13 protein-coding genes are annotated in these 20,720 nt (G+C 40.7%); all 13 read right to left on the reverse strand.

Annotation, left to right across the window (positions count from 1 at the left end; genetic code table 11):
* Nucleotides 1-10: 10 nt before the first annotated feature.
* Nucleotides 11-2,995 (reverse strand): flagellin N-terminal helical domain-containing protein, encoded by a 2,985-nt coding sequence (locus HNQ56_RS10220; protein WP_429145297.1) that lies wholly within the window; start codon nucleotides 2,993-2,995, stop codon nucleotides 11-13.
* A complete protein-coding gene (locus HNQ56_RS10225) occupies nucleotides 2,992-4,695 on the reverse strand; it encodes a motility associated factor glycosyltransferase family protein (RefSeq protein ID WP_429145300.1) in 1,704 nt (567 codons plus the stop codon). The genes HNQ56_RS10220 and HNQ56_RS10225 overlap by 4 nt, the downstream gene beginning before the upstream one ends.
* A 40-nt stretch (nucleotides 4,696-4,735) precedes the next feature.
* The gene (locus tag HNQ56_RS10230) at nucleotides 4,736-5,761 is read right to left on the reverse strand and encodes a glycosyltransferase (RefSeq protein WP_429145303.1); all 1,026 of its coding nucleotides are present in this window, start codon (nucleotides 5,759-5,761) and stop codon (nucleotides 4,736-4,738) included.
* Nucleotides 5,762-5,803: 42 nt separating this feature from the next.
* Nucleotides 5,804-7,984: an adenylyltransferase/cytidyltransferase family protein gene (locus HNQ56_RS10235; RefSeq protein WP_429145305.1), complete on the reverse strand. Its 2,181-nt coding sequence runs from the start codon at nucleotides 7,982-7,984 to the stop codon at nucleotides 5,804-5,806.
* A 68-nt stretch (nucleotides 7,985-8,052) separates the two neighbouring features.
* Nucleotides 8,053-9,240 carry an adenylyl-sulfate kinase gene (locus HNQ56_RS10240; protein ID WP_429145308.1) on the reverse strand — a complete coding sequence of 396 codons (1,188 nt, stop codon included), beginning with the start codon at nucleotides 9,238-9,240 and terminating at the stop codon, nucleotides 8,053-8,055.
* A gap of 10 nt (nucleotides 9,241-9,250) precedes the next feature.
* The gene (locus tag HNQ56_RS10245) at nucleotides 9,251-11,077 is read right to left on the reverse strand and encodes an alkaline phosphatase family protein (protein ID WP_429145310.1); all 1,827 of its coding nucleotides are present in this window, start codon (nucleotides 11,075-11,077) and stop codon (nucleotides 9,251-9,253) included.
* A gap of 77 nt (nucleotides 11,078-11,154) precedes the next feature.
* Nucleotides 11,155-12,390: a polysaccharide pyruvyl transferase family protein gene (locus HNQ56_RS10250; protein WP_429145313.1), complete on the reverse strand. Its 1,236-nt coding sequence runs from the start codon at nucleotides 12,388-12,390 to the stop codon at nucleotides 11,155-11,157.
* A gap of 53 nt (nucleotides 12,391-12,443) precedes the next feature.
* On the reverse strand, nucleotides 12,444-13,619 hold the full coding sequence (locus HNQ56_RS10255; RefSeq protein WP_429145316.1) for a CDP-glycerol glycerophosphotransferase family protein: 1,176 nt from the start codon (nucleotides 13,617-13,619) through the stop codon (nucleotides 12,444-12,446).
* Nucleotides 13,620-13,658: 39 nt separating this feature from the next.
* Nucleotides 13,659-14,648 (reverse strand): NAD-dependent epimerase/dehydratase family protein, encoded by a 990-nt coding sequence (locus HNQ56_RS10260; protein ID WP_429145318.1) that lies wholly within the window; start codon nucleotides 14,646-14,648, stop codon nucleotides 13,659-13,661.
* Nucleotides 14,649-14,792: 144 nt separating this feature from the next.
* The gene (locus HNQ56_RS10265) at nucleotides 14,793-15,515 is read right to left on the reverse strand and encodes an IspD/TarI family cytidylyltransferase (RefSeq protein ID WP_429145321.1); all 723 of its coding nucleotides are present in this window, start codon (nucleotides 15,513-15,515) and stop codon (nucleotides 14,793-14,795) included.
* 40 nt (nucleotides 15,516-15,555) lie between these two features.
* Complete coding sequence (locus HNQ56_RS10270) at nucleotides 15,556-16,755, reverse strand: CDP-glycerol glycerophosphotransferase family protein (protein ID WP_429145324.1); 1,200 nt, start codon at nucleotides 16,753-16,755, stop codon at nucleotides 15,556-15,558.
* Nucleotides 16,756-16,792: 37 nt separating this feature from the next.
* On the reverse strand, nucleotides 16,793-18,295 hold the full coding sequence (locus HNQ56_RS10275) for an N-acetylneuraminate synthase family protein (RefSeq protein WP_429145327.1): 1,503 nt from the start codon (nucleotides 18,293-18,295) through the stop codon (nucleotides 16,793-16,795).
* A gap of 178 nt (nucleotides 18,296-18,473) precedes the next feature.
* Nucleotides 18,474-20,684: a glycosyltransferase gene (locus HNQ56_RS10280; RefSeq protein WP_429145329.1), complete on the reverse strand. Its 2,211-nt coding sequence runs from the start codon at nucleotides 20,682-20,684 to the stop codon at nucleotides 18,474-18,476.
* Nucleotides 20,685-20,720: the final 36 nt, after the last annotated feature.

Genomic DNA, 20,720 nt, shown 5'->3' on the forward strand with positions numbered 1-20,720 from the left:
GGGTCTTAATTTATTGCAGCAACGCAGTTACTCCTCTGACGGACTGATTTGCCTGAACCAGCATCGCCTGGGCGGCCTGAGCCAGAATATCGCTTTTAGAAAAGCGTACCATCTCTTCTGCCATTTCTGTATCCCGGATTCGAGACTCCGCATACTGAAGATTCTCCGAGGTATTCTGTGCAATGTTATACATGTGCTCCATTCGGTTGGCATAAGCACCAAAATGGCTGCGCAGCCGGCTGATCTTTCCGGATGCCTTTTCCGCATCAAGGATCAATTCCGATGCCGCTTCCCTGGTAGAGGCCCCGCTCGATCCTATTCCTAGGGAATAAGTATTAAACCCCTCCCAGGTCATGGCCATTCCATCATCTTTATTGGCACCCGCCTGAATCCAGAAGCCCAGCTTCTCCTCTATTCTGAAATCAAAGGTGGATACTACCGCGGAATTCGGGTTCTCATTGGCCGCATAATTGGCATAGGCATAATCTGTCGCCTCCAGCTCCAGCTTGGACCCGGATGCGATATCATTCATCATGCTGTCATAGTAAGCTTCCCAGGAGGATATGGTGTTGGTTATAGAAATATTATATCTGGGCGGCTCTTCTGTAATCCCCGGCTTGAAGCCTCCACTCCCGTCATAATAATCCGAATATACATATTTCTTATACCCATCGGTATCCTGTACCCATTCCCCCGACGGGTCCTCCTCCATCTTTACAATCGCGGAGGTTTCCAGGCTCTGAGAGATGTCATACTCAAACTGCAGCCTCATATTGCGGTTGTCCGCCGTATTCTTCAAGGTCATATTGATTGTAGCTTTGTCAACCTCATAAGGCTTTGTATCAAAAGTAGCATCCATGGTACCCGTATTCTGGGGGCGGTTATCGCAGATGTACAGAGTACTGCCCTGGGATGCATACTGGGTAAAATGAAAATCATATCCGCTTTCCCGCATAATATCGACCAGGGCTCCGGCAAAATCCGCACCTGTCGCAATCCCTTTTTCCGCCACAGATTTCAAATCGATCTGGAGGCTGTAATTCTCGTTCCCGTCGTTAGATAAGGTATAGCCGTAGCCCTGAGAGGTGGTCTTGTCGGTTCCCCCATAGACAAACATAACACTGTAATGGTTATTGCAGGTCTTACAGGTAGAATTAAAGCCGGTTCCCAGCAAATCATACAAGTCATAATCTGAACCCAAGCCCGAGAAATCAATCCGCGCCGTGGGATAAGTTCCGTTGCTTATGTCCCTGGTTGTATTCATAGCACCCTTATCAATCGTAACCGTACCGTCCATATAACCGGCGTCGGTAATCTTCCCCGCACCCAGGATTTGTGTCAAGGTTTTATCCGAAAAGTCTTCCCCGGATAGCAGCGACTGTATCTTTCTGGCGGTCAGATACTGGATATATTCATCGGCATTCGCCCGGATTGAATCTGCCGGGGATAAGCTGACGGAGGTATAGGTCAGCAGGGGAGTCCCCTCTGTGCTGTTCCAGCTGACTGCAAATTGATTTGCCGCGGAATCATAAATCAATGCCGCCTCCCCAAAACCCTGCGCCCTGCTGTCAAAATCTCTTCCCAGGGCCGCTTCTTCATATATGGTAAGCCGATTATTGGTACTTACCAATGTCCCGGACACCAGCCCGCTGCCCGGTGCGGCGGCAAATGTATACTTTGTCTCATTGGATGCCGTAATATCCGTGTCCCGGACAGCCGCATGATTAATACCGGAAATCACCGAATCCAGGCTGGTTTCCCTCAGGAGGGTAAAGTCAAATACCACCTTATAATCATCGTTTTCAAAACGATACTGATATGTTCGATTGCCTGAAATATCGTTCTGAGAATCCCATCTGTTAATACCCAGATCAGCCCAGGACTTCTTAGAACCCGATACCTCATCGCCTCCTGAGTCCAGCACCCAGATTCCTGTCGTGTCCGCCCGCAGCTTAAAATCCAAATCCTCATGGTTCTTAATCTGGGGAAACATAGAATTGGTGATTCGCATCCTGCTTCCGGTATCTGTGATATCCACGGCCTGTGCCCTATAATATCCGTTATATACATTGGTGTACTTTCGTCCCAATCGCTGATTCCCATTGGTAATTCCATCGATCACATCCTCCAGGGTATCCCCTTCCGGAACCGTAAAGCTGACCTCCATGCCGCCATAAGCAAAACGATAAATCCCCGGCTTGACCGGGCCCGTCGCAGAAATCGGCTTATTTTCTTCATCCAATATATCGGCCCAGGAAATCTCTGTTCCAGCCAGGAATATTCCTGCTGCCGAGGCCTTCACCGGAATTTCCGCTTTAATTGCAGGAGGCTTGCTTCCCTCTTCGCACTCAATAGTCAGAATACACGAGCCGGTGTCATACTGATAACGGCCTTCCCTAAACATTGTCACACCGGTAGCCGAATCCAGGTAGGTCATATCCGGGTCAATCTCTGACCATGCCACTCTGGTACTTCCATTTACTATAATGCCCCCATAGGAGTCCGGATCCGCCGGGTCTCCATCGTTGGCATCAAAAATCCCCACCACAAGGGGTTCCCCGCCAAAAGTCAGCTCATAAGACCTGCTGAAAATATGATATGTATTGTATTCGGTATTGCGGCTGATGGAGTTAATCTCCTTCTTCAGCTGCTTCACCTCTTCATTAATCATGCCGCGGTCCGTTGATGTATTGGTGTCATTGGATGCCTGTACGGCTAATTCCCGAAGCCTGCCCAGAATACTGTGAACCTCGTTCAAAGCACCGTCTGCCACCTGGCAGAAATTAATCCCTTCCTGTACATTCTGGGCGGCGCGCTCCAGCCCTCTGACCTGAGCACGCATCTCTTCCGAAATGGTCAGACCCGCCGCATTATCCGCCGCTCTATTAATCTTATAACCGCTTCCCAGGCGCTCCGCCGCCTGCGCTTTGCTCTTATTATTCACGCCCAGCTGTCTATTTGCAAATAATGCCGCCATATTATGCTGAATAATCATCCCCGACAAGCCTCCGACACAGTAATAGTATTATAGCAGTGAATACATTCCTCCATTGTCCGGCATTTCATTCCGGTAATTCTGGCACCGCCCTCCGTTGCATCAATGAATTCAATCCCCTTCACATTACTGATCCGGTTCTCAATCCATTGCCGGTACATATCCAGGCTCCTTCCGGTGTACACCATATTGCCGTTGATATCCTCCACTCTCCTCAGATCCGGGGAATAAGTCAATTTCCTTGAGGAGGTGTCGGAAGCATGCCGGTAATCATCCGTATATGCCAGGTCCAGTCCGAGGAATATGATCCGGCGGCTGCCCAAGGCTATGCCAAGATCCAGCGCTGTGGTACTCACAGATCCTCCGGTACTGTTCAGCATCGTATGGTGTTCCTCTGCATAGGATTCTGATTTCTCATAATCCCGCTGCAAAATCAGATATTTCTTTCCATGGTAATTCCGTGCAAAGCCTTTATAGGCAGTGGATAGGAACAGCATGGGAATCTCCTTCTCTTCCAGTCCGGCAATCTGTCTGTATATCCGTTCATTGGCGTCCGTTACGATAAAATAATCCGGCTGGATGCCCGCTGTCAGCAGCTTACGATACACCGTGCCGGCAGCCAGAATGATTCCCTTGTTCCTGTCCACCTTCTTCAGCAATTGAAAATTCTTATCCAGAGACGGTCCGGCGGCAATAATATAAAGATCTTTATTTTGAAAATGATCTTTTAATTCTGCAGCAAAACCATCATAATGCAGAATATTTTCTTGAAAATTGCTGTCCAACAGCTTCTTCTGGTTCATAATAGAGCTGTATTGTATAAAATAGTTTTCCAGCTTCTCCTTTATATTCTGATCGTGTACATTCCGCAGCGAGGGATAGTGAATGACAAAGCGTTCCTCATCCTTCAATCTTTCCAGGCGCTTCAGCATATGCATATGCCTGGGATCATAAATTACCCGTACCGTTGGATGGTTCATCATGCTGCCCAACGCTGTATGGGCTGCTGCCAGCTTCAGGATATGGATATCCGCTTCGTAGACCTCAATCTGAATACTGCTGTCCAGCTGCATCAGCTCTTTAATATGATAACCCATACCGAAGCCATATACGATATAGCAGGTAACCTCCTCGTGATACCAGGAATGCGCCAGTGTAAAAGCTTCCTGTCCCGCCCTGCTGTTGCTGTGCAGATAGTATCTCCCAACCTGATCCGTCAGTGCCACCGTCATCAGACCGGAAGAAGAGAATTCCGCCTCATATCCCTGCCGTGCCAGCGAAAAAGGCGATTCTCCCCGGTAGATCAGCTCACAAAGCTCATGATCCGCCTGGTTGATTACCGCCCTGTTATTCTCAAATAATTCCTCATCATAGCCAAACCCATCCGAGGCAATAATATCCTCCTGAAGCTGGATAAAGTATCTGCGCAGCTGCAGCTCATAGAGGTCCGCCTGCAGAACATAATCCTTGCTGTTCTGGGCAATAAATATCTCTTCCAGAATCCCGCCCAGCTCAGAAAAACGATCCTCACCGACAATTGCCTGCAACCGCCCCATCCCGGCATCCATACGCTTCAGCAGATCGGCAGAAATGCGCAATGCTTTATCATAATTCTGGGTATGTAGGTAGAAGATGACTTTATCGATCAAGCCGATTAATATAGCATTATTTTGTAATGTCTGTTGAAGCTGGTTTGACATGCCATTCGCCGCCTTTTCTCTCAAGATTTTAATCGCTCCGCTATACCGCTAACCTCGCCAGTTTCTCAATATAGGCAGAATTAACTTCCTGCTCCAGACCATTAAGCAGATAATTATAAAAGTTCTCGCTTTTCGCTTCTGTCAGCTGCCTCACGATAGGAATATCATTATACTGCGGATACCTGTCCCGCACCTGCCCATTGATCTCTGTCAGCAGATCCGCGGGTATAAACCCAAAGGTACGGATAAAGTTCTTGACCACGGTGAGGTACGTAATTATGAACTCCTGATCATAGTAACTCTGATATTTCTCATATATCCCTCTCCCCTTCAGTTCCTCCAGCATCAGCTGTTCTATGATAAACCGATGCATTCGCTTCCTCCCGTCACCGGAGCTATTGGAGACTGAATTTTTATAGGTGACATAGTGATATAAATATTCTTCCAGGAAATAAATCCGGTTGGCATAATTCTTCACCAATTCAATAAAATACACATCCTCATAAATAAATCCTTCGGGAAATCGAATCTGATGCTTCTCCAGCATGGACCTGCGGTAAAGCTTGTTACAAGGTGAAGCACTGACCTCAAGCCGAAGAAAAGCCTCCCTGTCTTTATCATCGGCAACCTGCACCAGCCGATCCTTTTCTGCTCCGCGCCCCATGGCCGCCTGCTGCCCCTCTTCCGGCAAATGCTTCCTGGAACGGCATATTACCAGATCGCAGTCCTGTTCCTTCATCTTCTGATACATGGACTCATACATTGTATCCTCAATATAGTCGTCACTGTCAACAAAACCGATATATTCCCCAGACGCATAGCTCAGCCCCACATTCCTTGCTGCACCCGCACCGGCATTCTGCTCCAGGTTAATCAGCATTATTGTCTCCGGATATTGCCGCTCCCATTCCATCAGTTTCTCCAGAGTATCATCCGTGGAGCCGTCATTGACTATGATAATCTCCAGCATCTCCCGCCCGATGGTCTGACCCATCAGGGAATTCATACAATGGAACATACGTCCGGAACCATTATAAACCGGTATAATGATGCTAATCTCAGCCATGCTTCTTCTCCTTCCTCCAACGCCTATGCCAGGTTTATTCCATTACCGACTTTTATTATCGAAAAACTTTTCCGCCAGATACTGATATGTGGTTTCCGGCACTAGGTCTTTTATTTTATCGAATTCCTTTTCTTTCAAGTATTTTCTCACCAGCGATGCACTGACAACCACATTTTCATTTACGGTATGGCGCGGTATTTCAGAGAACTCTATATCATACTGCGGCAGGATGGATTTCATCGATTCGTTGTACTGCCTGGTCACAATATCGAAAGGTTCTTCTCCTACAAAGCGGATCTTTATATTCAGTGCCGGTGCAATATATTTTGAAAATATCTCAATATCCGTTGAGGTATCAATCTTGACCTCTCCCGGATTATCCTTAACAAAATAACCCGGAAAAGTTAATGCTGATATAATCAGTTTTCCGCTGGGAACTACAATAACATTCGGTATGTCCTTTGTTCCTTCCTTAACCAGTTTAAAGCGATCCTTAAACGGGAAAAACGACTTGTCTTCCTCTACAACAAAAATATAGAGATAATCAACCTTCTTAGCAGAGGTTGCGATTAAATATTTATGCCCCTTAGTGAAAGGGTTACAATTCATAACAATTGCACCAAGCCGTTTCCTCTTATCATCTATTCTATACTTTTCCAATAATGATAAATATAATTTCAGTTCGCTCTCATTTTCCAGATATTCATTCGTTGCCGTTGAAAAAAACACTTTCTCATTGTCGAAATAATTGCTCTCCTTATCCACAGAATTAATATCCCTCAGATACTTTTGTACAACTTCAACAAACAAATATTCAGCCATTTTTTTATTCATGATATGGTTACAGTGCCCAGGCAAATTAAAAAAACAATTTTTAGGGCGTGATTCATATAGGGGTGTAAAATCAATTATACTTCCCCCGCAATGTGCAATGGTATTAATCACCCTTTGAGAACTTCCAGAGGCATAGACTGCCAAATCACCCTTTCTATACTCCGTATTCCACATATTATCGAATACATTCTCGGCGATGCCTTGCACACCATAATTACAAACACATAACGTATCTTTATACTCCTCATTTATCAAGCGTTGTAAAAAACTACATATAGTGTGTGCATCTTCTACAGCATATCCAAATGCATAGCATGTTCCAAAAACATGTATTTTATTATGATATACTACTGGCTGGTCACATGTTTTTCTTTGACCGCTGAACACATTTACATAATCACTACTAATATCGGAATGTATGTATTTACCCCATTTCTTTATGACCGGCGGAATTTTTGACAAAGCAGATACGTAATCCGGGTGATAATATTCTCCGTAAATGTCCTCAGTAAAATCTTCATATAATTCAATATTATTTACTACATCAGCTATAGTAATACCCTTGATGATACGCTCCCTTTCTTCAGTTGTGTAAATAAGCCCCTCTTCTTTTGCAAATTTATTAGGTACACGTGCATATACAGAAAACAAACCTCTTTTCTTAAACACATCTTCCACATGAAGGTACTTATATATCTTATATAAATCACGAATAAATTCTGATAATCGAATTATTTTATTGTCCTCCAAATCAACCTTAATAAAACGATTTTCCGAAATTATCAGGGATCGTGTAGGAAGGATCTCCTTACACTCCCATTCATTTGTATCACCAATAAAGCATTTTGCATCACCTTGCGAATTAAAAAAACAATATATACTATAAAGCAACGAAGATTTACCCACAAATAAAACATTATCAAAATGATTTGCCATCAAATAATTATTAAGGCGTAAATTAGGAACTATTTGCAATTCATTCCAAAGTAATTGCAATTTAGCGTCATTCTCCAGTTGCTCCGAATCATAATAATATTCATATACAATCTGGTGATATTCATTAAGAACAGGCACTCTGTTTACTTTATTAAATGAAGTAAAAATGTCATGTGCCTCATTGATACTATGCCCTGAAGTACCGCCTTCGATGATTTTTTTGCTATTATAGTTTATCCAATCTTCATTTTTAACTTCTATGCTTCTAGACCATGCCCCTAATGTTATTACTCCAAGATATTTCAGATTATCGTCAACGCAATAAATACAATCTTCCGGAAAATCCATAAATATTTTTTCAATATTTTCTCTTGTAACTTCTTCCGGCTTAATAACATGCAGCATATTAGCAGTTCGCACTTTAATATGATTTTTATCAATAATTCTTTGCATAATTGGTCTCCTAATCCATACTTACAATATCGGAGTTGATTACCGTCTATTAAAGACTCCGCTCTATTCTAAGAAGATGATTTTTGTGCAACAACTCTTATTATCATTGGATCTGCATTTTCAAATGGAGCGAAACCAGTCGCTTCCTCCGAATAGATTATATTTAGTCCTACTTTATTTAGCTCTGCTTCTAATTCATTTTTTACAATAAAACGACGATAATGGTCATTGAATATAAATGCATTTCTTGCAACACATTGTCCTTGTCCGTAAAGTTCATCATGTATGCTTCTTACTTCTATAAAAAACAGACCGTTATCTTTTAAAGCACTTGCTACATTTTTAATTAATTCCTTCTGCTGGCTGTCATTAATTGCATGTATACTAAATCTGCTATAACAGTAATGATACTGTTTTTGATAAAGCGCATTCAATTTTACAAAATCATCACATACACATAAGAGGTTCTTTAATTCTTTGCATTTACTTTCCAGCGTACCTATAGCCTGTGAAGAGGCATCAATAGCAGTTACATTCAATCCCATCTCACAAAAAAATATGCTATCTCTTCCATTGCCGCAACCTAGATCTATAAGTGATTTCCCTTTCTCCAGGTATTTCACAATACTTTTGGCAAATAATGACGCTTCGTTAAGGGATGGATTGCTTGCATAAAAGTCATTCCAATACTTTACATCCCGATTATTAACTGCTTGATAATTAATATCATAATTTATTATAGTGTTAACACATTCAGAAACCGATATAGATCCGTCGGTGTTTAGGACTATATCCGGATTACGTGGCAGCTCAACATCCATATCAATACCTGGTAAGTTCTTAAAAAGACCTTGTTTTTGTTTCGTATACATACCTTTTTGGTCTCTGTTAACTAAAACTTCCGAAGGAACATCAAGAAAAATCTCAACATATAGCTTATTGTTTTCCCTATTCCATAAGCGTATGTCTTCAAACATCGCAACGGTACAGCAAACCACATCAATTCCCTGATCTGTTAATGCCTTACATAACCTAGAGTACCTGATTGCCCGCTCATGTCTTTCGTCAGCAGAATATCCCAGGTTACTTCCTACAATTTCTTTTAAAATATCACCATCTAATATTACAACATTATCTTCTATCTTCTTCAAATAATAATACAAAGCGTTTCCGATGGTAGTTTTACCTGCTCCCGGCAATCCTGTAATCCAGTAAAGAACCCCATAATTGTTCTTATCTATAAGCTTTCTATTCATGATTTACCTCTCAATGTTTTTCTACTTTACCTTTTTCATATAACTCACGTACATATTCATATTTATTGGAACTTTGTAAATTCACAAATCTATCTCCAGCCATCTTTTTTAGTTCGGAAATTCTATCTTGAAATTCCGCCTCGCCGATCCTATTATTGGATTCGTTAGGTAATAGATAATATATCTCCTTTCCATTCCGTAATAATATGTATTTGTCTTTCTTTCCCCTTGCACAACGATAGGACATAGCTGTATCCATATTGGTTTCATTTAAGTATTGGAGCTTACTAAAGGCATAAATATCCACATCTTGAAGCAAAACTTCATTGCTGAATATTTCAGAAAAATTCTCTTCCGTATTCCTTATTATAAATTGCAGCACCTTATCGAAATTATATAAACTAAACATCCCATCACACATTTGAGGTTTTTTGTTTTTACCGGCTATAATAAAGAAAATATGGTTGGCGTAGTCATTATACCGTCTATCCTCCTCTTTATACCAAATGCCATGATCACTCATAAATATTCTTGTAGAATCATACACTTTGAAAAAAGAATCGTAAAAAGCCAGCTGCTCACTCCAGTACCTGGCAGACAGCTCTTTCTGCTGTTTAAGCTCTCTTGTATTAAAATCATCTTTAAATGGCCGCAAATCCCTTATTGGTTTAGTAAGGTATGGCGATAAATAAGGCAGATGAGTTTCTACAACTGCATGTATCACTATGCAAACAGGCTTATCCAGTAATAGAATACTCTGTAACGCATTCCAATAACGAGTTGTTGACGCATTTTCCAAGCTGGAGAGTTCAAAATCATAATTTCGATTTTTAAAATCTTCTGTTATATTTTTCTTGATACCAATGTATTTGAAGTGATATCCCTGATCTTCTAGAGACGAGATAACACAGCCTTTCTTCGTATCATCACGTTCAATACTATTATCTAAAAAATAAACTTTACTAAACATCGTATGAAAAGCTGAGGTAGTTGATGGTACAACTGAAAATGCATTAATAAATGATAGATTTTCCTCTGCTAGAGTTTTTAAATAACTAAAATTAGTCAATTCTTCGTATGGAATTTGATCATTCCACGAAATTATTATATCATTATGCTTTCTCCGCTTCATTCTTTCTGCAATATCTTGAAGCAGATGATCCACCTCTGACATAAACTTGTTTAGTTTGGAGTAAATTTCAAATTCTGAAACCTGCGGTGACTCAATCAGCTTTTTTAAACTGGCAAAATCCTTTATATAAAGATATAATTTTATGAGTTCAATACAAAATTTTGATTTTTTTAGGATATCCCTCTCGGATTCATAGTTTAACCGCGCTTCTATAACTTGTAAATATGGGCTGTATTTATATAAAAAAAAGGGATGGTCAAAATAATAGCCTCTCTCGGCCAGATTTTCATAGATATCAATAACTTTATAGGTATGTAAGGGATATTTTGATTCTATCTCGTTTTTCATATCTTGCCGATAGCGGAATGAACTAATAATCAGCACATCAAATTTGGAATTATTTATTTCGGAAGAATGTAAAAGTGGTATTTCAGTCTGTTCATAATACGAACTGTCCACACCGTCAAGTTTTAATTGAAATAAGTGCTTATCAAAAATCGAAACAATTTTATATTCATTATTAAGAAGTGAGATAATCTCGCTTGTATGATCACCTACTCCCAAAAAAGCTATTGATGATTTCTTCGGTATTGCATCCGCAAGTATCGTTTTAACCAAATTATTATATTTATTTTCATCATAATCTAGTTTATACTTCTTTATTAGTATGTCTAGTTCATTATTTATATCAAACACTATTCCCACCGATGCTCTCCTCTGATCGTACAGAGAAACATTCTTCCTTCCACAGTTTTTTGTTACACTTCAACCTGCACTAACCCTTATTCACAATACTTCATACGATATTTACTAACCAATACATATTTACGTCCCAACATTGTTAGTAGGGCTTTAGCATCATCATGAGCAACTTCCGGTAAAACAAAATAAACGATATCAGAATCCAATTGTACAATACTCGATGGATGTTGAATTTCAATTCCTTCAAAAGCTCCATTTGCAGATTTGTCAATAACAGCCCTCAACTCCCAATTCGGATAGCCGTCATCGATGGCATGAATCAACGCCTGTGCCTGAGCAATCACACCCCAAACTGCATATTTCACTTTTTTTTCTTTATATAAAGGAAGGTTACGGATTTCATCAAGATAGCCCTTATTATATATATTTCTTCGTCGCTTACCATAAAAACCATCTATAAACCTGGTATCTATAACCTGCTGATATTTATTGCGAATTTGTCTGAGGATAATGTCTATCATCCTATTCTTTTCTTCTTCGTAATCAACCACAGTTGGATTCCAGTCGATTTTACCGAACTGTTCCGGTGTATAAAGCGGCAAGAATTTATCCAGCCAGGCGAACCTTCCATCAAAATTGTCTGCTACCAATATAACCGGGATTCCCATAGCCATACACGGGGATGCAGCATGTAGTCTTGAAGTTACCACTAAAGCCGCTTCGTCCCTATATTTTTGTAATTGCGATATACCCAGCTGATAAAACCTTTGATATTCATCCTCCGCCATAGTCTCATTGTCAGATGTTCTTTCAAAGGGAATCTGATGCTCAACGAACTCCGCTCCCTCTAACAGATGCTTCGGGATAAATTCCATAAGATTCCCCGGCACATCCACGAAGAATGTTTTTGTTCCCTTGCACTCATCATCTCTTCGGGGTAATAAAGCTGTCACACAGCCTGTTAAGTATGCCTGAATACCGTGATTTTGCATATTTTTCATTGTCTCTTCATCCCGGCAGCCAATTGGCTGATTGGCCATAAAATCAATTAAAATATCCTCATTAAAATGCCGAGTATGAAGATGAAAGCTTATAAACACAGGTATGATCTTTGAGGATACCGGAAGCGTTCCATAAGGATGTCCGAACTGATTGTATATCATATTAAAAGCATTAAAGGGAAGCACCACTTCTTCTCCTTCATAATCCCTTGCATGATATCTGCTGACTTCAATTAAATCCTTCTCCTGCACATTCATCAAGCTATAAAGATATTTCATAGCATATGTTTGAATGGGATCTCCAATATTGAGCATGTTTCTGCTCCCAGGCCGCATCGGTCGCTTTGAATAACAAAGAATTCCATACCTCACCTAATTTCCTCCTTGCAAGAATTTCTATGATACATCCGATCTTCTATGTATTTTACTACTCTTTTAGAAGCATAACCTTGATCCGCCATTCCAACACTCTTGAGATACTCTGCTACATCCTTTTGGTAAACCTCATAATCGAATTCATTGATATTTCGTACCAGCTCAGTGTTATCTTTAGCAATTGGAAAAGGCAGCGTAAAATAGTCTACGTAAAAATCCCTTTCTACCGCATATTCATATACATCTGTAGCAAATAACAATATCGGTTTCCCCGTAAGTGCAAATTCACTGATGACACTGGAATAATCCGATATCAATATATCAGAACCTGACAGTAATTCCTGCATATCATCATAATCCGTTGCGTTTAATATATACTCACTATACATTGCATCCCCTGCTTTTTCAATCATTGTTGGATGCAACCGAAGAAATACTGTCCATATACCGCCAAATTTATATGCAAGCGCCTCCCGAAGCCCCTTCATATCCAATTTATAATGATCCAGGGTTCGACTATTCCGGTAAGTTGGTGCATACAGAACTGTTTTTCTATCAGATGGAAGCTGAAAATAATCATATATCTTATTACGCACCCTACTAGTATCACCTAGTAGAATATCATTCCTGGGATAGCCGCACTCCATGATCTCACCCGTATATAAGAATGCGCTACGATAAATCTTAGTACAACAGGTACTATTAGATATCATTACATTTGTAATTTTATCCATATGCTTTGATGTTCTGGCGTAGGGTTTGTTATCAAAGTTCCGCGGATTGTCGGCACCAATCTTTTTCATTGGTCCTCCTCCTCCATGCCAGGTTTCTATGAACAATTGAGACTTTCTTTTCCTGTAATGCGGCAACTTTCTCTGATTATCAACCCACACCTTAGCCGTTGCCAGCTCATAGACAGCCTTAATCGATTTATATTTTACTATTCGAATTTCTTTTGGAAAAGAAGCCTCCGGAAAATCCGTTAACCATACAAGATCCCAATCCTTCTTTTGCCTGATAATTTCCTCTGCAATATACTTAGGGTTACAACCATACCCTTTTCCAACATAATTGCAAAACACAATCTTCGTTTGCTTGATCGGAAATAACCGAAACAAATAAAAAAGACATCGAATTCGTAAATTATCCAGATGATTTTCCTTTTTCATAAGACCTCCCATTATTTGTTGTCCAGATAATATAATCTTCTATATCTTTTTCCGTAGTTTCATACTCCGAATCATACGATCAAACATTTCTTCAAGAGGTACCTCCGGATTCCATCCAAGGGCCCGCAGCTTACCGGTATCAAGCCGGATTTTAACAACAGGATTAAATCCATGTTTCTGTTCATCCTCAAGTTCATATATAAGCTTAATACCACTGTTCGGATAGTGATCTATCAGCATCAGCGCCATATCCTTAATTGAGATTGCCGTCAACTCATTTGCCACATTATAGGCTTCTCCCTCTGCTCCCTTGATCAAAATAAAAAAGATAGCCCGAACTGCGTCCCGGGTATAGCAATAATTCCTCGTTGTCTCTCCCGTCGTATGAAGTACAATATCCTTTCGTTCAATAATACACCTGGCAAACTGTGCAAATACCCGGTTATCATCGTACTCCACACCAGCACCAAAGGTTTGGGACAGCCTGGCAATCTTAACCGGTATATTATACTCACTTCCATAAGCTACACATAGGCACTCTACCATACGCTTGCTCTCCGAATAGCTGCTTCTCACATTCAAGGGATTAATATATCCATAATCCTCTTCCGTAATAGATTCTTTTTGCTCCGGTACCCCATATACTTCGAGAGAAGATAAATACAGAAAGCCTTTCACCTTCTTGTTCCTGGCAAACTCCAAAAAATTAAGGCTTCCCTGAACGGCAGTCTTAATCGTTTCTACAGGATATTCTACAAACTCTCTTGATCCGGTAATGCTGGCTCCATGAATAATATAATCTACCGGTTCCCCCATCTCTAATTCAGACAAAATATCCTGCCGGAATAGATGCAGCCACTCACTCTGTAACAGCTTCCCATATATCCTCTCCGCCTTAACAAGGTTCCTTACCGGAGCAATAATACGAATATGCGTACCTCTGTACTCATTACAGCATAGCAACGCCTTCACTATCTGGCTTCCTATTAAGCCAGTAGCCCCTGTCACCAAAATTGTCTGATTATCCATTTGATCCAATGGAATGCCACTCTCTGCAATTCTAATCAAGTCTTCTGCAAGGATGTGATCTTCCAAAGCAACCCCATTTCCTAAATCTATCAAAATCCCACCGCTCTCTTTATATAGGCATTCTTTCACTAATAACTAATACTATTATATCCCAAAAATTTGGGAGTTTTCCCGTGCTTCATTGATCGCTCTAAATATATAATAATCTGAAGGTGTCGTAATTTTAATATTCTCATAAGGTCCTTCCACTGTTTTTAACGAAAATCCATAATGACTCATAATGGATGCAGAATCGATAAAGTCATGCCGAGCTTCTGACAATGCATTTTCATGAGCCTTCAAAATATCTTTTAAAAAGAAGGTCTGAGGTGCCTTCGCCAGCATGCTCTTGCTTCTGTCATTAATTCGGTCAATATTTCCCGTTTCATTAACGGTAATAACTGTCTCTACCGAAGGTGCTACCGTTATAGCCGAACCATATTTTTTTACACAGGCTATATTGTCCGTTATCACTCTGCTATTAATCAGCGGCCTTACCCCATCATGAATTAATACAATGGTATCATCCGGATATTCTCTCCCCAACAGCTTCAATCCGTTATAAATCGAATCCTGCCCCGTGTTACCCCCTTCCACTACCCAATGCACCTTTGTGATAGCATACCGGGTCAGCAAATTCTTCAGATATGAAATCCAGGACGCGATACAAACAACAACAATCGCATCAATCTCTGGGTGCTGTTCAAAATGTTCTATGGTATGTATAATAATATCTTTTCCGTGCAACTTCAGAAATTGCTTTGGTGTCGTATCGCTGCTTCTCATCCTGGTTCCTGCCCCACCGGCAAAAATCAATACTGTATTCATCCCAGTTCACAATCCTTTCACTTTTCCCAGGTAAAACTACTCATCTCAGAATCTCCGCAACATCCCTAAATAAACGTTCACTGGCAATGGTATACTGTTCCGTGTCAAATAACCGATCCCGTATCCTGCTCCTGGCATCTGAATATCGATCCTCTTCCAGAAGCGCCTTCTCCAGTTCTTCTCCACAATACACCTTAGTCCCCGGGGTATACTCGCCATACTCAAAATACAACTCCCTGGACTCAGAAAGGTACTCCTTATAATCATAAGGAAAGAAAATGATAGGCTTATTCGTAAAAAGAAAATCAAAATAAATTGAGGAATAATCCGTAAGCAGAATATCCGCTAACTGTAAAAAACAATAAGGGTCCAATTGTGCATCAATAATCCGGATCCTTTTACTGTTCTGTTTCTTCCATTCTGCCTGCTGCCTTGACTTAGGATGCAGCTTCACACATAATAAATACCGCTCTCTTTCAAGAAATGTTTTTAGCCGCGCCATATCAATAACATCAAAAGCTTTCCCTTCACTATCACGAAAAGTCGGCATATATAATATGATTTTATTCTCTTTCCCCGCGGATACCATCATCTCATAGGTCTGCCTCTCCTGCACGGTCATAACATTCTTTATCCTGTCCGAAATCAGAATATCATTTCTTGGATATCCCCCCGTCAATACACGCTTTGTACGAAATGCCGTTTCAAAAACAGGTCTGATAAATTGTGAAGTTGTTAGTATATAATGAGACGGCTTTTCATCGGAAATGCATCTTGGCCTTGCATGCACCCATTCCCAAAGGCTTCTGGGATTTCTGTAGTAATCAAATATATTATCCTTTTGGATCTTCTTTAACGGTATTCCATGCCATAGATTGATCTTCAATGCACCACCAGACAATACATAGGAAATATCCTTTGTATAATTATCATAGAAATATACGCCTGCCCGCAGGGAATTCCAGAAACCGGAGAAGCTATATAAATAATAAGCCTCCAGACAGTTCTCCCGAAGAATATCCACAATCTCCCTTGATCTCGATATCCATACTGCCCTTACATGATTTCCATGATTCTGTGATATATAGAGATAAAGATATTTTGGATTATCCGCAAAGCGTCTTCCAAAGGTACTTCCAAATACCCATAACTTCTTATCCCTAGGTATCAAATGAAGCAGCCCATAAATCGGAAGTTGCAGAATCTGGCCCCAATATTTAATTTCCTTTCCCAACTTCATCACAGATTACTCCCATGCCTTCCAGATAAATATAATCCTACCACTTCTTCAGTAACGTTTTTCTCTCAATGGGATCCAGTGCTCGAATAATCGGATCTTCGTAGTAAGAATCATTGCGAATATGTGTCGTTGATACTTCTTCAAAAATCGCACCTCTTATTGAGGTAAAGGAATGCTTCTCTCCCCTTAATACTGTCTGTATATCTCCCGGCTTCATATAGATATCTTTGCCATCCATATTCACTGTCAAATCACCGTATAAGAGCTGGAAGGTCTCTTCCTTCTCCTTATGCATATGTACCGGATGCTTCTGTCCCGGGAGAATCACTAGTAACTTCTTGCAATATTCCCGGTTGATAATGCTGATAATAATCGCACCCGTCTGGCGGAAATGCTTCATTCCATAATGATGGGACAGCTCTACCTCAAAACTATTGCCCAAGGCAATCCCCGCCTCATAAAGCATACCTTTGGCATCATGAACTACACTCCTAACCAGGTTAAGGTCCGTGAGCTTTCTTTTCTCCATAAAGGGCGCATTGGCAATATAGTCCCTTCCGGCCTCCATGCCATCAACAAACTCTCCGCTGGTCATCTGTTTTTCCTGGCAGGGCATTGCAAAATACACATCTTCTTCTGTCACCAGCGTTCCTTCTTTGACGTCCTTCTTAAGGTAAACCCCTCTCATAAGGGAACGAAGGGAATCCAGTTCCTCCTGACTGACGTATTTATCATTCTCTTTCTTGGTTCTGCAGATCATCCTGGCATCCAATACGGCCTTCACCCATCGGTCTGCCTGTTCCGGATTCATAGAATAATTATTCAAAGTAATGGTTTCTGTAGGTAGCCCCACATGCCGTTCTAAAATCTTAGCTCCTTTTGCAACCGCAAGCATCGGTACAATATTATCATCGGGATTTTCATGCCCGGAATAACCAATGGTAATATCCGGGTAACGCCGATTCATACGGTCAATAAAATCCAGCTGCAATTGTTCTAAAGGAGCTGGATACTGTGCAATACAATGAAGGAATGCAAACTCGCATCCCTTATGGGTAAAGAAATTATACAACTTATCAATATCAGATAAAGTCTTTCCGCCCGTCGATATAATGATTGGCTTATGGGTATACGCAATCTTGGTCAAAAGAGGCCAGTCCATGGCACTGCAGCTTGCCACCTTAATGATATCTACTCCCTGATCCATGCACCAATCCACCCCATCCTCATCAAAAGGGGTACTCATGGCAATCAGCCCTTCCTCATGGATTGCATCTACCAGCTGTGTAAACTGATCCACATCCAGTCTGGTGCCCATAAAACGCGGAATATGCTTTACGTCTTCCCTGTCCTTATATTCCGGATGAATAAAGGTATCCAGATTACGGTACTGCAATTTGACTGCCGCCTTTATGTTATACTTTCTGGCAATCCGGCTCATTGCTTTTATAATATCAATTCCATGCTCCACGCTGCCCTGGTGGCTGTTGGCCATCTCAAATATGAATAAATCATCAAATAAATTCTTCTCTGCGTTCATCCTGTCCTCCGGCTTTTATCTGTCCTTTTTTGGGACAATCACACAATTGACACTCCATTTCATATATCGACTTATTATAACATAAAATTAACCATATTACCAATCCTGTTTTTTATTCCCGCCTCATATCCTCAAGGCCAATCCTCCGCACATTCCACCAAGCCTATTGCCCCAGGAATCAAAAAAATAACGGGCTACTTTGTATTTTCTTAATAATATTCTCCATCGCCCCCTTGGAATCTGTCACTACTTGCTCCCTCTCTCTTGCTTTCTGCGACATCAGCTCGTAGAATCCTCTGTCTGTAATATATCTCTGAATAGTGGACAGCATCTCCTCATAATCTTTTACACAGAAATCAGGACCGCCAGAGACTGCCACATCACCATAATCCACAGTAATACCCGGCTTACCCTCATGGAATGCCTCAACAATGGAAAATCCTCCGCCCAGCCTTCTTGGATTCACGTATAAATCACAAATCTGCATTAAAGCCAGAATATCATTACAATAACCTATAAAGGTAGAATTGGTTTTAAACTCAGCGTACCTTTGACAATAATGATCATACCTTTCAAAACAACCCGCAAATACAACATGCGTCCCCCAAGCAAAGGTCTTATTCAGCATTTTAACAAAATTGTCATCCACCTCTGAATCAAGGCGAATTCCAACCACAACCAAAACAAACTTGTCCCCAGGAATAGAAAATTCTTCTCTCGTCACCGTGCTTATTCTTGGATTCAATTCAAAGGTGAAGGTACTTTCAATAATACTATCACGGGAATAGCCCTTCTTCTGCAGGTCTTCCCACTCTTCCGATTTAATCTTTCTTCCAATTACAGAAAAGGTTGCCATTGTTGTCGCAAGCGTAGAGAACGCAACGCTGATTGCAGCCTGGGGAACAATCCTTCCGCATAAATCCGCCGTCAGACTTCCATTGCCAATACTAATAATAAACGCAGGCCTCCATTCTCTTATCATGCTTACAATCTCCCCTATCACAGCGCGGGAAGGCATAGTGGCTTTGGGCTGATAGTAAGGTATCATTATATCCTTATACTGGTAATGGCTAGCTCCACTATATTCCTCTATCACCGTACCTCCCACCTGGTTATACACAATCAATTGCCCAGCCTCTGTGTACTGCTCACATGTATTGATTAATATCAGCTTTTTCCCAAGCAACTTGGCAATTGTATAGCAACGCTCCAGTGTCGTCCTGGTCGGCGCATGACGCTCCGAGAGAAATTGAATTGTGAATACAACAATAAGATCTATATTTCTCTCTTCCTTGGGGATTGGAACCAACTGCTCTGCAAGCGACCTCTCATAGCCATCAAAGGCAGCCCGATATAAACGCTTTAACAATCCTTTTGTATCAGCATCTGAAGATATTTTTTTTTCCAAACCATATCGCTTGCATTGATTCCAAAGAAAATAACGATGATTTTCATTCAGACATATATTCTCAATCCCATGCTTAATCAATGTATTAAGATAATGATTTTCTTTCGTCACCTGCATTAGAAATGACAATATAGCAATACAACGCACAATATCTCCCGGATCATTCATCCAAGCAGCATCATCCAGTATGCTGCAGGTAATGTAATACGTAAAATAAGAATACCCGTTCATATCCTGCTCTAATTGTTGAAATATACAATGTATTCTCCCAATGTTTTCCTCGGTCAGGCTATCCAATGCGCAAAATAACTGTTTCATAATCTCATGATCAAAATCATGCATATACTGGAGCTTTTGAAACCCTGGAAAGGCATATTCTTGAGAAGCATTTGATGGTTTATCCAAATTAATAATCCGCTTTTCATCCGACAAAACAGGTTCATATAAATAATATACTCCGTCAATCAGGTAATACTTTCTAATTCGTATACGTTCCTTGATATCCGAGATAGACTTTCCCTCTCCGCTATCTCTTCCATCCTCTCCGATCAACTGATAATCCCTTGTCTCAAAGGAGGTATCGCACCAGCTTAACGTATCGCAATTAGAATAAATGGGCTTAAACAATTCTTCACCTATATTAATTGGCAGGGACATAATCCTTTCATATAAGGGGGGAAGATTGTATTCAAAGCTCTCATCCCTATAATAGAGAAACTGGTCGAAAGTCTGATGATACAGACGATATATAACAAAAAACAATCCGGGTATATCCGTTATAAACAGCTTTTGTTCTAATAAATCGTTTCGCTCCATCACTTGATCCATTTCATGAATGATATTATCCGGATCATTCATTCTGTCTTCCAGATCATAATAAAGATAAATTGTATCCCCCAGCCTATCCAGCTTCTCCAAAAATGCCCAAATATCTCCTCTTAAATTCTTCTGCCTGCTGATAAAGCAATATACTTTTCTCATATGTCATCTCCCACCAATTCCACAGTAATCCATCTA

The organism is Anaerotaenia torta (genome assembly GCF_050433395.1).
Taxonomy (GTDB): Bacteria; Bacillota; Clostridia; order Lachnospirales; family Lachnospiraceae; genus Mobilitalea; species Mobilitalea torta.